14 protein-coding genes are annotated in these 14,851 nt (G+C 70.6%); 5 read left to right on the forward strand and 9 right to left on the reverse strand.

Going from position 1 to position 14,851, the window contains the following annotated elements:
• Window positions 1-67: 67 nt before the first annotated feature.
• The 3 genes from ABB34_RS00005 to rpsU form a co-directional block, all read right to left on the reverse strand.
• Window positions 68-916 (reverse strand): YihY/virulence factor BrkB family protein, encoded by an 849-nt coding sequence (locus tag ABB34_RS00005; RefSeq protein WP_083489991.1) that lies wholly within the window; start codon window positions 914-916, stop codon window positions 68-70.
• Between the two features lie 264 nt (window positions 917-1,180).
• The gene (locus tag ABB34_RS00010) at window positions 1,181-1,627 is read right to left on the reverse strand and encodes a GatB/YqeY domain-containing protein (protein ID WP_057639191.1); all 447 of its coding nucleotides are present in this window, start codon (window positions 1,625-1,627) and stop codon (window positions 1,181-1,183) included.
• Window positions 1,628-1,763: 136 nt separating this feature from the next.
• A complete protein-coding gene (gene rpsU, locus ABB34_RS00015; RefSeq protein WP_002808376.1) occupies window positions 1,764-1,979 on the reverse strand; it encodes a 30S ribosomal protein S21 in 216 nt (71 codons plus the stop codon).
• 121 nt (window positions 1,980-2,100) lie between these two features.
• Between rpsU and tsaD the strand changes: the two genes are divergently transcribed.
• The 5 genes from tsaD to ABB34_RS00040 all read left to right on the forward strand — a co-directional run bounded on the left by tsaD (window position 2,101) and on the right by ABB34_RS00040 (window position 7,985).
• Complete coding sequence (gene tsaD / locus ABB34_RS00020) at window positions 2,101-3,162, forward strand: tRNA (adenosine(37)-N6)-threonylcarbamoyltransferase complex transferase subunit TsaD (RefSeq protein ID WP_057639192.1); 1,062 nt, start codon at window positions 2,101-2,103, stop codon at window positions 3,160-3,162.
• A 150-nt stretch (window positions 3,163-3,312) separates the two neighbouring features.
• Entirely contained in the window at window positions 3,313-3,675 is a 363-nt protein-coding gene (folB, locus tag ABB34_RS00025; RefSeq protein ID WP_057639193.1) for a dihydroneopterin aldolase, read from the forward strand.
• Between the two features lie 16 nt (window positions 3,676-3,691).
• On the forward strand, window positions 3,692-4,954 hold the full coding sequence (locus ABB34_RS00030; protein ID WP_057639194.1) for a mechanosensitive ion channel family protein: 1,263 nt from the start codon (window positions 3,692-3,694) through the stop codon (window positions 4,952-4,954).
• 78 nt (window positions 4,955-5,032) lie between these two features.
• Complete coding sequence (bglX, locus tag ABB34_RS00035; protein WP_057639195.1) at window positions 5,033-7,216, forward strand: beta-glucosidase BglX; 2,184 nt, start codon at window positions 5,033-5,035, stop codon at window positions 7,214-7,216.
• 262 nt (window positions 7,217-7,478) lie between these two features.
• Entirely contained in the window at window positions 7,479-7,985 is a 507-nt protein-coding gene (locus ABB34_RS00040; protein ID WP_057639196.1) for a CcdC protein domain-containing protein, read from the forward strand.
• Between the two features lie 134 nt (window positions 7,986-8,119).
• On the opposite strand, the gene ABB34_RS00045 is transcribed toward ABB34_RS00040, so the two are convergent.
• The 6 genes from ABB34_RS00045 to ABB34_RS00070 all read right to left on the reverse strand — a co-directional run bounded on the left by ABB34_RS00045 (window position 8,120) and on the right by ABB34_RS00070 (window position 14,497).
• Window positions 8,120-8,344: a hypothetical protein gene (locus tag ABB34_RS00045; protein ID WP_057639197.1), complete on the reverse strand. Its 225-nt coding sequence runs from the start codon at window positions 8,342-8,344 to the stop codon at window positions 8,120-8,122.
• Between the two features lie 124 nt (window positions 8,345-8,468).
• Window positions 8,469-10,103, reverse strand: a complete 1,635-nt coding sequence (locus ABB34_RS00050) for an acyl-CoA dehydrogenase family protein (protein ID WP_057639198.1) — start codon at window positions 10,101-10,103, stop codon at window positions 8,469-8,471.
• 43 nt (window positions 10,104-10,146) lie between these two features.
• The gene (locus ABB34_RS00055) at window positions 10,147-11,292 is read right to left on the reverse strand and encodes a PQQ-dependent sugar dehydrogenase (protein ID WP_057639199.1); all 1,146 of its coding nucleotides are present in this window, start codon (window positions 11,290-11,292) and stop codon (window positions 10,147-10,149) included.
• Window positions 11,293-11,386: 94 nt separating this feature from the next.
• The gene (locus ABB34_RS00060; RefSeq protein ID WP_057639200.1) at window positions 11,387-12,670 is read right to left on the reverse strand and encodes a dicarboxylate/amino acid:cation symporter; all 1,284 of its coding nucleotides are present in this window, start codon (window positions 12,668-12,670) and stop codon (window positions 11,387-11,389) included.
• A gap of 193 nt (window positions 12,671-12,863) precedes the next feature.
• The gene (locus ABB34_RS00065; RefSeq protein ID WP_057639210.1) at window positions 12,864-13,625 is read right to left on the reverse strand and encodes a L,D-transpeptidase family protein; all 762 of its coding nucleotides are present in this window, start codon (window positions 13,623-13,625) and stop codon (window positions 12,864-12,866) included.
• 17 nt (window positions 13,626-13,642) lie between these two features.
• Window positions 13,643-14,497, reverse strand: a complete 855-nt coding sequence (locus tag ABB34_RS00070) for a MurR/RpiR family transcriptional regulator (RefSeq protein WP_057639201.1) — start codon at window positions 14,495-14,497, stop codon at window positions 13,643-13,645.
• Window positions 14,498-14,851 lie beyond the last annotated feature (354 nt).

Raw genomic sequence — 14,851 nt, forward strand, 5'->3', positions numbered from 1 at the left:
CGACGCGAGTCGCGACCGGGAACTTTCGCGGGAACCCGGTCGCGACTCGCGTCGCTCCTGCACGCTTCTATGATCGGGCGCGCTCGTCGATGACCGCGGTGACCAGCGCACCGCTGAAGAACACCACGCTGGCGTAGTAGACCCACACCAGCATCAGCACCAGCGTGCCCATCGAGCCGTAGGCGCTGCCGGGCGCGGCATTGGCCAGGTACAGACCGATGCCATAGCGGCCCAGGGTGAACAGCAGCGCGGTGATGGCGCCGCCGCCCAGTGCCTGGCGCCATGCCACCGGGCGGTCGGGCAGGTAGTGGTAGAGGAAGGCGAAGCCCAGCACGTACAGCAGCAGCGTACTCAGGTAGCCCACCGCCGGCAGCAGCGAGGGCAGGTGCGCGAACACCACCTGCAGCGCGGTGGTGGCGACCATCGACACGATCAGCAGGAAGCCCAGCGCCAGCACCACGCCGGCCGAGAAGATGCGTTTCTTCAGCCAGCCCAGCGCGCCGTCGAAGCGCTGTTCGTCCGAGCGGAAGATGCGGTTCAGCGCCGCCTGCAGCTGCGCGAACACCACGGTGGCGCCGACGAACAGCAGCAACAGGCTCCACGCCCCGGCCAGCGAGCCCAGGTCCGGCCGCGCGCTGGCGTTGGCGATCACCGTGCGCGCCACCTCGGCCACGCTGCTGCCGGCCAGGCCGGCGATCTGCTCGACCAGCGCCTGCTGTGCCGGCGGATACAGCGAGGCGGTCAGCCACAGCAGCAGCATCAGCAGCGGCGCCAGCGACAGCAGGGTGTAGAACGCCAGCGAGGCCGACTGGGTCATCACGTCGGCTTCGACGAAACGCTGCAGCAGCGCCGCCGGCAAGCTGCGTTGCAGCCGCTCCAGCCGTTGTTTCAGGGTGTCTGGGAGGGAAGGGGGCATGCGCGGGAGGGTAAGCGCGCACCCGTGGCGGCACAGCCTGCGACGCGGGTGCGCGGTGGCGTTGCCGGCCGCGAAGGATGTAACCGACGCAGCGGTAAAGGGGAGTGAAGCCGGTCGTGTTATGGAGCCATCCAAGCGAGGCCGGCCGTAGGTGCGGGGCTTGCCCCGCACGGAGTTTCCCCGGGAAAGCCCCTGTGCCGGGTGAGCCCGGCACCTATGCATTTGCGCGGGGCACCGGCCTCGCATTCGCGTGCCGGTGGCGGGTCAGCCGGCCAGCGCCTGCTTGACCAGCTTCGACACCAGCCCCATGTCGGCCTGCCCGGCCAGCTGCGGCTTGAGCACGCCCATCAGCTTGCCCATGTCGGCGGCGCTGGCGGCGCCGGTCCGGGCGATGGCGGCGTTGATCGCGGCGAGGATCTCGGCCTCGCCCATCTTGGCCGGCAGGTAGCGCTCGATCACCACGATCTCCTCTCGCTCGACCTTGGCCAGGTCCTCGCGGTTGGCGGCCTCGTACTGGCTCACCGAGTCCTTGCGCTGCTTGACCATCTTGTCCAGCACGCTGATGACTGCGGCGTCGTCCAGCTCGATGCGTTCGTCCACTTCCCTCTGCTTGATCGCCGCGTTGATCAGGCGGATCACGCCGAGGGAGTGCTTGTCGCCGCCCTTCATGGCGGCCTTCATGTCGTCGGTCAGTTGCTGTTTCAGGCTCATGGATCACCTCTTGCGGGATCGGGAATGCGGGGGTCGTGGGTGGAACCCGGGAACGCAAAAAGCCGGCTACGCTCGCGCGTGCCGGCTCCTGCTCCGGTACGGAAGGCCGGGGCCTCCGTCCGGGAGTTGCGTCCGATCAGTACAGGCGCTGACGCTTGGTGACGTCGCGCGAGGAACGGCGCAGCTGGCGCTTCACGGCAGCAGCGGCCTTGCGCTTGCGTTCCTGGGTCGGCTTTTCGTAGAACTCGCGCTTGCGGGTCTCGGCCAGCACGCCGGCCTTTTCGCAGGTGCGCTTGAAGCGGCGGAGCGCAAACTCGAAAGGTTCGTTCTCGCGGACTTTGACGCTGGGCATGGAATCTCCGGGACACAGTGATACCGGGTCACGCCCGGCGAGCCGCGCATTATAGCCGCTTCGCCGGGGCGTGCAAGTGGGGCGGGTAGGCGGGGCCGGGCAACGGGTCCACAATGGCGGCATGAAAGTCCTCGGCATCGAATCCTCCTGCGACGAAACCGGCGTGGCGGTCTACGACACCGCGCTGCCCGGCGCGGCCGCGCTGCGCGCCCATGCGGTCTACAGCCAGATCGCCCTGCACGCCGAATACGGCGGGGTGGTGCCGGAGCTGGCCAGCCGCGACCATGTGCGCAAGACCCTGCCGCTGATCCGGCAGACCCTGGACGAGGCCGGCATCGCCGTGTCCGAGATCGACGGGGTGGCCTACACCGCCGGGCCGGGGCTGGTCGGCGCGCTGCTGGTCGGCGCCGGGGTCGCGCGTTCGCTGGCGTGGGCGCTGGACGTGCCGGCCATCGGCGTGCACCACATGGAGGGCCACCTGCTGGCGCCATTGATGGAGGACGACCCGCCGGCGCCGCCGTTCGTGGCGCTATTGGTATCCGGCGGCCACACCCAATTGGTGGCGGTGGATGCGATCGGCAGCTATCGCCTGCTCGGCGAAACGCTGGACGACGCTGCCGGCGAGGCCTTCGACAAGACCGCCAAGCTGATGGGGCTGCCGTACCCGGGCGGCCCGCAGCTGGCCAGGCTGGCCGAAATCGGCACGCCGGGGCAGTACAAGTTCGCGCGGCCGATGACCGACCGGCCGGGGCTGGATTTCAGTTTCTCCGGCCTGAAGACGCAGGTGCTGCTGGCCTGGCGCGACAGCGACCAGGGCGAGCAGACCCGTGCCGACATCGCTCGCGGCTTCGAGGACGCGGTGGTGGATACGCTGGCGATCAAGTGCGAACGCGCGCTGGACGAAGCCGGCTGCGACGTGCTGGTGGTGGCCGGCGGCGTCGGCGCCAACAAGCGCCTGCGCGCGAAACTGCAGGACGCCGCGCAGCGCCGCGGCGGCCGCGTCTGCTTCCCGCGCCCGGCGCTGTGCACCGACAACGGCGCGATGATCGCCTTCGCCGGCGCGCTGCGCCTGCAGGCCGGCCAGCACAGCGCGGCGGAAGTGAAAGTGGTGCCGCGCTGGGACATGGCGACGCTGCCGCCGTTGGCGGCAGGGAGCGGGGAACAGGGAACGGGGAATGCCTGATCGCGGCGGGCCGATGGCGTGTCCGATCGCGATGTGCGTCGCTCGACCCCATGTCTTGGCGCTTCGTCGCCGGATTCCGGGCCTGCGCTTCCCTTAACGCGCCAGCACGTAACATCCCTCGTTCCCCAATCCCGCATCCCCGCTTCACACATGGACAAGGTATTCATCGAAGGGCTGGAAATCGACGCCCTGATCGGCATCTACGACTGGGAGCGGCGCATCCGCCAGGTACTGGTGTTCGATCTGGAAATGGGCTTCGACAACCGCAGGCCCGCCGCCAGCGACGACATCGCCGACACGCTCAACTACAAGGCGGTCAGCAAGCGCTTGATGGAATACGTGCGCGGCTCGGACTTCGGGTTGGTGGAAACGCTGGCCGAGCGCTGCGCGCAGATCGTGCTCGACGAGTTCGAGGTGCAGTGGCTGCGGCTGAAACTGAGCAAGCCCGGTGCGGTGCGCGGCGCGCGCGCGGTGGGCGTGGTGATCGAGCGTGCTCGATCACCGGGAAACTGAGATACGGGAGCGATTGATGTTGGAAAAGATGGTGCAGTGGCCGTGGTTGCAACAGGCGCAGCAGGCGCTGGAAGCCCACCCGGGCGCGTATTCGGTCGTGGTGTTGGCGTTGCTGCTGCTGGCCGCATGGCTGGCCAACTACGTGACCAGGCGGATCCTGCTGCGCGGGCTCAAGCGCATGCTGCGGATGCTGCCGGCCGAGCAGGGCGGCGGCAGGCGCGACCTGAAGGTGATCCCGCGGCTGGCCAACGTGGTGCCCGCGGTGGTGATCGCCGCCGGCATCGTGCTGGTGCCGGGGCTGCCGCCGGGGCTGGTGCATTTCATCGCCGGTGCTTGCCAGGCATGGGTGGTGCTGACCGTGGCACTGGCGGCAAGCCATGCGCTGGACCTGTTCAACGCGATCTACGAGCGCCGCCCGGACGCGCGCGACAAGCCGATCAAGGGCTACCTGCAGGTGGTCAAGATCGTGGTGTTCGTGCTGGCCGGCCTGTCGATCGTGGCCACGCTGGCCGGGGTCAAGCTGCTGCACCTGCTGACCGGGCTGGGCGCGGCCACCGCGGTGCTGATGCTGATCTTCCAGGACACCATCCTCTCGCTGGTGGCCAGCGTGCAGATCAGCGGCGACGGCCGCGTGCGCATCGGCGACTGGATCGAGATGCCCAGCCAGAACGCCGACGGCGACGTGATCGACATCGCCCTGCACACGATCACCGTGCAGAACTGGGACAAGACCATCACCACCTTCCCGACCCGGAAGCTGGTCACCGAGTCGTTCAAGAACTGGCGCGGCATGCAGGAGTCGGGCGGGCGCCGGATCAAGCGGCCGCTGCTGCTGGACCAGCACAGCGTGGGCTTTCTCGACGACGATGCGCTGGCGCGGTTGGAGCGCTTCGGCCTGCTCGACGACTACCTGGCCGGCAAGCGCGAGGAATTGGCGCAATGGAATGCGCAGGTCGCGCAGGCGCACCCGGAGGAGGTCAACGCACGGCGGATGACCAACCTCGGCACCTTCCGCGCCTACGTCGAGCGCTACCTGCGCAGCCACCCCGGCATCAACCAGGGCATGACCCTGATGGTGCGGCAGCTGGCGCCGACGCCGCAGGGGCTGCCGCTGGAGCTGTACTGCTTCACCGCCTCGGTCGCGTGGGTGCAGTACGAGGCGGTGCAGGCGGACGTGTTCGACCACCTGCTGGCGATCCTGCCGGAGTTCGGCCTGCGCGTGTTCCAGCAATCCAGCGACGCGATGTTGATGGCGCTGCGGGAACGGGCGGCGTCGTGAGCCGGCGCCGCCGCCGGGTTTCACGGCGGCGGCGCTAGAATCCGCGCCCTGAAAGCGTTTTCCCCACAAGGACTGCCGGTGGCCGCCGACCGCATCGAAACCCTGCTCGCGCGCATGACCCTGGAGGAAAAGGTCGGCCAGCTGGGCGTGTTCGCCGACATGGTCCGCCCGTTCGCGCCCGACGTGAACCCGGAGGCCAACGTACGCAACGCCGGGCAGGTGCTGGAACAGGTGCGCGCCGGCCGCGTGGGCTGCCTGTTCAACGGCGTCGGCGCGGCGCAGGGCCGCGAGATCCAGCGGGTGGCGGTGGAGGAGAGCCGGCTCGGCATCCCGGTGGCGTTGGCCGCCGACGTGATCCACGGCATGCGCACGGTGTTCCCGATCCCGCTGGGCGAGGCGGCCAGCTTCGAGCCGGAGCTGGCCCGGCGCACCGCCCGCGCCACCGCCATCGAGGCCACCGCCGCCGGCCTCCACTGGACCTACGCGCCGGCGGTGGACGTGGCCCGCGACCAGCGCTGGGGCCGTGGCGCCGAGGGCGCCGGCGAGGACGTGCTGCTGGGCTGCGTGTTCGCCGCCGCGCGCGTGCGCGGCTTCCAGGGCGAGGACCTGCGCGCGGCCGATTCGCTGCTGGCCACGCCCAAGCATTTCGCCGCCTATGGCGCGGTCGCCGCCGGCATGGAATACGCACAGGTGGACATCGCGCCGCAGACCCTGCACGACGTGCACCTGCCGCCGTTCAAGGCGGCGTTGGTGGCCGGCGCGCACGCGCTGATGAGCGCGTTCAACGACATCAACGGCGTGCCGGCCAGCGCCAACCGCTGGCTGCTGACCGACCTGCTGCGCGGGCAATGGGGTTTCGACGGCGTGGTGGTGTCCGACTACACCGCCGACATGGAGCTGGTCGCGCACGGCTATGCCGCCGACGAACGCGATGCCACCTGCAAGGCGTTCGGCGCCGGGCTCGACCTGAGCATGCAGAGCGGCTTCTACGCTGCGCACCTGCCGGCGCTGGTCGAAAGCGGGCAGGTGCCGGTGGCGCTGCTGGACGCATCGGTGCGCCGCATCCTGCGCCTGAAGGAAGCCATCGGCCTGTTCGACGACCCCTACCGCTCGCTGGATCCGGCGCGCGAGGCCGACGATTCGTACATCGCCGCGCACGACGCGCTAGCGCGCGATGCGGCGCGGCGCTCGATCGTGCTGCTGAAGAACGACGGCGCGCTGCTGCCACTGCGCAAGGCCGGGCAGAAGATCGCGCTGATCGGCCCGTTCGCGCAGGACCGCGACAACATCGAGGGCTGCTGGACCCTGTTCGGCGACAAGTCGCGCTACGTCACCCTGGAAGCCGGCGTGCGCGCGGCGCTGGACGACGACGCGCTGCTGGAAGTGGTGCCCGGCTGCGCGCTGGAGGAACCGCTGGACGGCGGCATCGACGCGGCCGTGGCCGCCGCGCGCCGCGCCGACGTGGTGGTGCTGGCGCTGGGCGAACCGCAGCGCTACAGCGGCGAGGCGCAGTCGCGGGTGGAGATCACCCTGCCGCCGGCGCAGCAGGCGCTGGCCGAGGCGGTGGCCGCCACCGGCACCCCGGTCGTGGTGCTGCTGCGCAACGGCCGCGCGCTGGCGCTGCACGGCGCGGTGCGCGATGCGCAGGCCATCGCGGTGACGTGGTATCTCGGCACCCAGACCGGCCATGCCGTGGCCGACGTGCTGTTCGGCGACTACAACCCGTCCGCGCGCCTGCCGGTGAGCTTCCCGCGGCACTCCGGGCAGCAGCCGTATTTCTACAACCACCCGCGCAGCGGGCGCCCGGAACTGCCGGGGGTGACCGAGTTCAAGGCGCGCTGGCGCGAGGTTCCCAACGCGCCGCTGTACGCCTTCGGCCACGGCCTGGGCTACGCCGGCTTCGCTTACGGCGTCCCGCAGCTGGGCATGCAGCGGCTGGGATGGGACGACGAACTGGTCGTCACCACCACCGTCACCAATACCGGCGCGGTAGCCGGCGAGGAGGTGGTGCAGCTGTACGTGCACGACCGCGTCGCCAGCCGCGTGCGCCCGGTGCGCGAGCTCAAGGCCTTCGCCAAGGTCGCGCTGGCGCCGGGCGAAGCGGAGGACGTGGTGTTCCGGCTCGACCGGCAGCAGCTGGCCTTCACCGGCGTCGATGGCGTGTTCGCCGCCGAGCCGGGCCTGTTCGACCTGTGGGTGTGCGCCTCGTCGGCCAGCGGCGAGCCGGTGCAGTTCGAGCTGCTGCCGCCCGCCGACGTTTGACCGGGCGTGCCCGGTCAAGCGACGCGGGGGCTCGTACGTAGCTGCGGGGCTTGCCCCGCAGGAGGCTTTGGCGGGAAAGCCCCGTGCCGGGCAAGCCCGGCACCTACGGCGTGCGGCCTTGTACGTAGCTGCGGGGCTTGCCCCGCAGGAAGCTTCGGCAGGAAAGCCCGTGCCGGGCGCACCCGGCATCCACGGGTGACAGTTGACACCTTGAAGCGGCGGCCGGCCGTGCGATGCTCGCCGGGCCCAACGGAGAGCCGCCATGCCCGCACCGCTGCCCGTCTACATGCCCTGGTTGATGACCGCCGGCTTCGGCTGGCTGTACTACCGCCGCATCCGCCGCCATTTCGGCTGGCAGCCGTGGCGGCCACGCCGCACCCTCGTGCGCATCGTGCTGCTGGCGGTGGTGGTGGCATTGCTGGGGCTGGCCGCGCTGTACCTGCCGCACGTGGCACCGGGCATGCTGGCCGGTGCGGTGGCAGGTGCCGGGCTGGGCGTGTTCGCGTTGCGCCACACCCGTTTCGGCGCGCGTGACGGCCAGCCGGGCTATACGCCCAATCCGTGGATCGGCGGCGCCCTGTCGCTGCTGCTGGTCGCGCGGCTGGCATGGCGCTGGTACGACGGTGCGTTCAGCCAGGGCATGGCCTCGGGCGCGGGCAATGCCAGCCCGCTGACCATGAGCCTGGCCGCCGCGCTGGTCTGCTACGGGCTGGTGCAGGCCATCGGCCTGAACCTGCGCATGCGCCGGGGAGACGGCGAGGGCGGCTGACGTCCAGCCGTCGGGTACCCGGTGGGCCATGTCGAACAGCAATACCGCCGGGGGCGTAGCCCCGGTCTATGAGGCTGCGCCGGTAGGTCGGGGCCACGTCCCCGGCGCGCCATCGATCGAATGCCCGCCTCGCGTCACTGCGCTGGCTGCGGCCTGCGGTCGGTATGGCCCAGCAGCCGCGCCGGCAGCATCAGCAGGGCGCGCAGGAAGGCGAACAGCGCCGAGAAGGTGATGCCGACCAGCCGGAACGGCAGCGACAGCAGCCATGCCAGCGGCCACAGCAGCAACGCGAGCAGCGCCAGCGGCCAGCACAACACCCACAGCAGGCACCACAGCAGCAGGACGGTCAGGGCTTTCATGGTCGTGCTCGCGTCGCTCGGCGCTGCACATGCAGCGGCTGCCACGATGGAAGCCTTCGCCGCCGCCGGCAAGCGCGATGCGACGAAACCGGGAATGCGGCGACGAAATGCGCCTTTCCCGCCTTCAACCGGGCAGGTACGCGCGGGCGAGGGCAGCATCGGCGTCGATGCCGGCGGGCAGGGCGCCGTAGGTGGCCGCGCGCGCGTCGCCGAGGCGGGCGCCGCACCAGTCGCGTGCCAGCGGGTGGCCGCCGCGCAGCAGGGCCGCGCCCTGCAACAGCAGCGCCAGCCGTTCGACGAGGGCGCGCGCGCCGGCTTCGTCCGTGCTGGTTTCCAGCAGCGCCATGCCGGCGTGCAGTGCCGCGTCGAACCGTGCGTCGATGCCCGCCGCCGCCTGCAGTTCATGGCGCAGCGCTATCCCGGTCGCGGGCTCGCGCGCCAGCGCGCGCAGCACGTCCAGGCACTGGATGTTGCCGCAGCCTTCCCAGATCGAATTGAGCGGCGCCTGCCGGTACAGGCGCGGCAGCAGCGTGTCCTCGATGTAGCCGATGCCGCCCAGGCACTCCTGCGCCTCGTTGACCAGGCCCGGCGCGCGCTTGCAGATCCAGTACTTGCCGATGGCGGTGGCGATCCGTGCCAGCGCCGCCTCGTGCGCGTCATGTGGCGCACGGTCGACCGCGCCGGCCACGCGCAGCGCCAGCGCGGTGGCCGCTTCCGACTCCAATGCGAGATCGGCCAGCACGCTGCGCATCAGCGGCTGCCCGAGCAGCGGCTTGCCGAACGCGCTGCGGTGGCGGGCGTGGTGCAGCGCCTGCCGCAGCGCCATCCGCATCAGCCCGGCCGAGCCCAGCATGCAGTCCAGGCGGGTGAGCATCACCATCTCCAGGATGGTGGCCACGCCGCGTCCCTCGGCGCCGACGCGGTACGCCCAGGCGTTTTCGAACTCGACCTCGCTGGAGGCGTTGGACCAGTCGCCCAGCTTGTCCTTCAGCCGCATCAGGCGCAGCGCGTTCTTCGCCCCGTCCGGCTGCCAGCGCGGCAGCAGGAAGCAGCTCAGGCCGCCGGGCGCCTGCGCCAGCACCAGGAAGGCGTCGGACATCGGCGCGGAGAAGAACCACTTGTGCCCGACCAGCAGGTACTCGCCGTCCGCCGCCAGCGGCATGGCGCGGGTGGTGTTGGCGCGCACGTCGCTGCCGCCCTGCTTCTCGGTCATGCCCATGCCGAGGGTGGCGCCGCGCTTGTGCGCCAGCGGCAGGTCGCGGCCGTCGTAGTCGAACGCGCTGGCCTTGTCCGCCCATTCGTGCAGCGCCGGTGCCTGCCGCAGCACCGGCACCGCGGCGTGGGTCATGGTCAGTGGGCAGCTGCTGCCGGGCTCGGCCTGGTAGTGCAGGTAGCTCAGCGCGGCGCGCGCCACGTGCGCGCCCGGCTGCGGCTGCGCCCATGACAGCGCGGCCACGCCGTGCGCGATCGCCTTGCCCATCACGCCGTGCCAGGCGGCGTTGAACTCGACCCGGTCCAGGCGCCGGCCATAGGCGTCGTGGGTCTTCAGGCGCGGGCGGTCGCGGTGCGCGTCGTCGGCCAGGTGCAGCAGTTCGCCGCCGGCCAGCGCGCCGTAGCCGGCAAGGTGCGCGGCGAACGTATCGCCGCCCTCGCGCGCCACCGCTTCGCGCAGGCCGGCGTCGTCCTTCCACAGGTCGAACGGCCCGGGCGGTGGCGGCTGGTTGTGGACGTCGTGGGTCGTGAACGTGGCCTGTTTCATCGTGGCTTTCCCGGTGAATGCGCGTACGGGGCAAGCCCCGTACCTACGGGCGCGGCGTCAACTTCAGCAGCCGTGCCTTGCTGCCGTCCTCCAGCAGCCACAGCGCGCCGTCCGGGCCCTGCGCCACCGCGCGGATGCGCTGGCCCATGTCGAAGCGCTCGGCCTCGCGCGCGTCGTCGCCGTCGAAGGCCACGCGCACCAGCGATTGCGACGACAGCCCGCCGATGAAGGCGCTGCCGCGCCACTGCGGGAACAGCGCGCCGTCGTAGATGACCAGGCTGGACGGGGAGATCACCGGGGTCCAGCTGACCTTGGGCGCGACGAACTCCGGGCGGGTGTCGTGGTCGGGGATGGGGCGGCCGTCATAGTGGTCGCCGTTGGAGACCAGCGGATAGCCGTAGTTGCCGCCGCGCTGGATCAGGTTCAGCTCGTCGCCGCCCTTCGGCCCCATCTCGTCGGCCCACAGCCGGCCCTGCGCGTCGAAGGCCATGCCGAGGATGTTGCGGTGGCCCAGCGACCACACCTGGTCGGCCGGCGAACCCTGCGCGGCGAACGGGTTGTCGGCCGGCACGCTGCCGTCGTCGTTGAGGCGGATGATCTTGCCGAGGTTGGCCTTCATGTCCTGCGCCGGGTCGAACTTCTGCCGTTCGCTGGAGCTGATCCACAGCTTGCCGTCGGCGCCGAACAGCAGGCGGTGGCCGTAATGGCCGTTGCCGGACACCTTCGGCGTCTGCCGCCAGATCACCTGCGCATCCACCAGCTTGCCGCCGCCGTCGGCATCGAGTTGCAGCTTCGCGCGCGCCACCGCCGCGCCGCGGGTATCGCCCTCGCCTTCCTCGGCGTAGCTGTAATAGACCAGCCCGTTGTCGGCGAAATGCGGATGCAGGGCCACGTCGCCGAAGCCGCCCTGGCCGCCGTAGGCGACCTGCGGCACGCCGGTGATTTCGGCGCGCTTGCCGCTGGCCGGGTCGAAGTGGACCAGCTTGCCGGCCTTTTCGGTGACCAGCAGGCTGCCATCGGGCAGGAAGGCCATCGCCCACGGTTCGTCGAAGCGTGCGACCTCGGTGGTGGTGAAGGGTTGTTGCGCGGGCTTGAGCGCGGCCTCGGCGGCCGGGTCGGCGGCGCAGGCGGCGGTGAACAGGGCGGGCACGAGGCCAAGGGCCAGGCCAAGCAGCATGGAACGGGGCATGGTGTTCTCCCGGGAGTGGGTGGAAGGCGGTGCGCGTCGTCGCCGCCACACCATACACGCGCGGTGTGGCGGCGTGCTCACGGCACGGTGGTGCTCAGCCGTCGACCGGTGCGTCGTCCGCCTGCGGCCCGCTGTGCCGGGCGACGATCGACGTCGCGGTCATGTCGCCGGTGGTGTTGCCGATGGTGCAGAACACGTCGGGGATGGTGTCCACCGCCAGCAGCACGCCCAGCGGTTCGATCGGCAGGCCCATGCTCTGGGTGATCGGCATGTTGTTGGTCATGAAGTTGGCCTGGCCGGGCAGGCCGGTGGAGCCCATGCTGATCGCCGCGGCCAGCAGCACCGCCACCGCGTACTGCGAGAACGTGATGTCGATGCCGTACAGCCAGGCGATGAAGCTGGCCACGGCGATGTACTGCGCCGGGCTGGTGATGCGGAACAGCGACACCGCCATCGGCAGCACCAGCGCGGTCAGCGCCGCCGGGTAGCCGAGGCGGTTGCGGGCGCTGTCGATCATCGCCGGCAGCGAGGCCAGCGAGGACTGCGTGCTGCCGGCGATCACCTGCACCGGCACCAGCGCGGCGGCGAAGCGGCGCAGACCCTCGCGCGCGGCGAGCAGGGCCACCAGGTACAGCAGCAGGGTGATCAGGACATAGATCACGCACATCAGCACGATGTACCAGCCGAGCACGCCGAGCACGCTCATGCCGACCTCGGCGCAGACCACCAGCACCAGCGCGAACACGCCCAGCGGCGCGGCCCACAGTACCCAGCGCACGATGGTGATCATGGTGTCGCCGACGATGCGGACGATGTCCAGCACGCGCTCGCGGCGCACGGCGTCCTGCCGGCTCAGGGCGAAGCCGAAGAACATCGCGAACACCACCAGCGGCAGCATCGCGTTGGCCGAGGCCACCGCCAGCACGTTGCTGGGGATCAGCGAGGCGATCCACTGCCCGGCGCTGGCCGGCGCGGACTGCGTTTCCGGCGCGTGCAGGGCCTCGCGGAAGGCCAGCAGGGTGGCGCTGTCGTGCGGCACCAGCCCCAGCAGCGCCGGGGTGGCCACCGCGGAGAACGCCGCCGCGGCCACCAGCAGCACGATGAACACGGCGATCGCGTTGCGCGCCATGCGCCCGGACGCGGCGGCGTTGCTGGCGGTGTTGACACCGATGATGACCAGCGCGGTGACCAGCGGCACCACGGTCATCTGCAGGGCATTGAGCCAGAGCCGGCCGATGGGCCGGGCGACGTCGGCCACCTGCAGCGCCAGCGCCTTGTCGGTGCTGGTCAGGGCGAGGCCGACCACGGCGCCGGCCAGCAGCGAGAGCAGCACCTTGAGCGGTGCGGAGAGGCGGAAGCGGCGGGCGGGTGTGGTCATGGGCGGGGTGATCGGAATGAGTGGAGGGATGCTCAAGCCCCTCTCCCTCCGGGAGAGGGGGTGGGGAGAGGGTAGGGGCGAAGCCCTCACGATGTTTGGTAGCACGAGGCTTCGCCCGCACCCTCATCCGCCCCTTCGGGGCACCTTCTCCCGGTGGGAGAAGGGAAAAGCTGGAGCCTGATGCTTCATGGGATCACGGGTGCAACGGTGGCAAGCCCCAACCACGGCGCAGGCGCTCGTACTCGGCTTCCGGCAGCAGCACGAACAGCGGGTGCGCGGCCGGGGCGAGCCAGCCGAGCAGGGCGGCCATGTGCCCGGGCTCCATCGCGGTGCAGCCGGCGGTGGACTCGCCGGGCTGGCGCCACAGGTGGGCGAAGATGCAGCTGCCGCGGCCGGGCTCGGCGCGCGGGTTGTGTTCGATCACGAAGCCCTCGCGGTAGCGGCGGTCGCCGTCGTTGTGCAGGTCCAGCCGCATCGGTTCGCTGGAACCTTCCACCGCGTCGGCGCCGACCGTCTCGGCATCGACGATGCGGTTGTAGAACGGCGAGTCGGGCACGTCCATGCAGTAGTCGCTCGCCAGCATCGGCCGGTACGGCATGCCGCTGTCGATGCGCGGCGCATAGCCGAACGCCTCGCCGATGGCGAACACGCCGGCCGGGCTGCGGCCGTCGCCTTCCTGCTTCTGCGGGCCGTCGGCCTGCGCCGGGTGCAGGCCGATGCCCCAGGCGCTGCCGTTGCGGCCCAGCGCCACGTCGAACGCGGCGCCGTGGGCCTGCCAGCCGTGCTCGGTGCGTTCATAGGCCTGCAGGCGGCCGGCCGGGGCGTCCCAGGACGGCGTGGTCACCACCACCAACTGCGTGGCGTCGTGGATGGGCGTGGCGGCGATGGCCGCCGGCGCGAGCAGGGCCAGCAGCGGCAGCAGCCGGCGGGCGGCGGAATGGAACGGGAAGGGCATGGCGGTGGCTCCGGTCATCAGGTGTCGATCATCTGCTGGATGCGTTCCTGGTTCTGCGCGAGCTGGCGCTGGCGGTCCGGGTTGGCGTGGCACAGCAGCACGAACACGAAGTCGAGCAGGTATTGCAGCGAGCAGCGGTACAGCAGCTGCGCCACCGGCGGCTGCGGGTCGTGGGCGCAGATCGCCAGCGAGGCGTCGGCGTGGGCGCGCAGCGGGTTGGCGGTGTGGCGGGTGATCGACACCACCTTGCCGCCGGTTTCCTGGAACTGGCGCGAGAGCTGCCACAACTGCGGCAGCTTGCCGAACTCGGAGAACACCAGCAGCACGTCGCCGGGGCGCGCCGCGGACAGGTTGGCGGTCATCAGGATCGGGTCGGCGTGCTGCACGGTGAGGATGCCCAGCAGCGCCAGGCGCATGGCGAACTCGCGCGCGTACAGGCCGTCGTCGCCGAGGCCGTAGACGAACACCTTGGGGGCGGCGTCGATCAGTGCGATCACCGCTTCCACTTCTTCCTGCGGGTTGGCGACGCGGGTTTCCTCTTCGGCGGCGGTCTTGGCGCGGCGCAGGGTGTCGGCCAGGTGCTGGTAGCCGCTGGGGGCTGCTTCGGGCGGCCATTCGGTCACCCCGCCGTTGCCGTTGCCGGCCAGGGCGACGGCGGCGCCGACGGAATACTTGAGGTCGGGGTAGCCCTTGAAGCCGAGCTTCTGGCTGAACTTGACCACGCTGGACTGGCTGATGCCCAGGGCGTTGGCCAGTTGCTGGGAGGAGTAGTCGCGCAGCAGGTGGGCGTTGTCGAGGATGAAGTCGGCGATGCGGCGTTCGATCGCCGACATCTGGTCACGCTCGGAGCGGATTTTCACCAGTGGGGGCATGGGCGGGGCGTCGGCTGCGAAGGGGTGACTCTAAAAGGATTTGCGGGGCTTTTCTCCCTCCCTTGCGCGCAGCGCAGGGGAGGGCCGAGGAGGGGTGCCGTTGCCGTTGCAGTTGCAGTTGCTGTTGCTCCTGCTTTTGATTTTCCGGGTCCCCTTCTGTAGCGACGGAGCCGACGGACAAGACCCCGCAGGGGCGGCGTGCATGGATGCACGTCGTTTTTCGACACGACATGGATGTCGTGTCGAAAAATCCCGGCGGCGGAGTGGACCCGCGGCACGCAGTGCCGTGGGCGCGGAGGCAGGGCGTGCTTTCTTTTGGCTACCTTTTCTTTGCACGAGCAAAGAAAAGTAGCT

The sequence above is a fragment of the Stenotrophomonas daejeonensis genome, from assembly GCF_001431505.1.
Lineage (GTDB): Bacteria > Pseudomonadota > Gammaproteobacteria > Xanthomonadales > Xanthomonadaceae > Stenotrophomonas > Stenotrophomonas daejeonensis.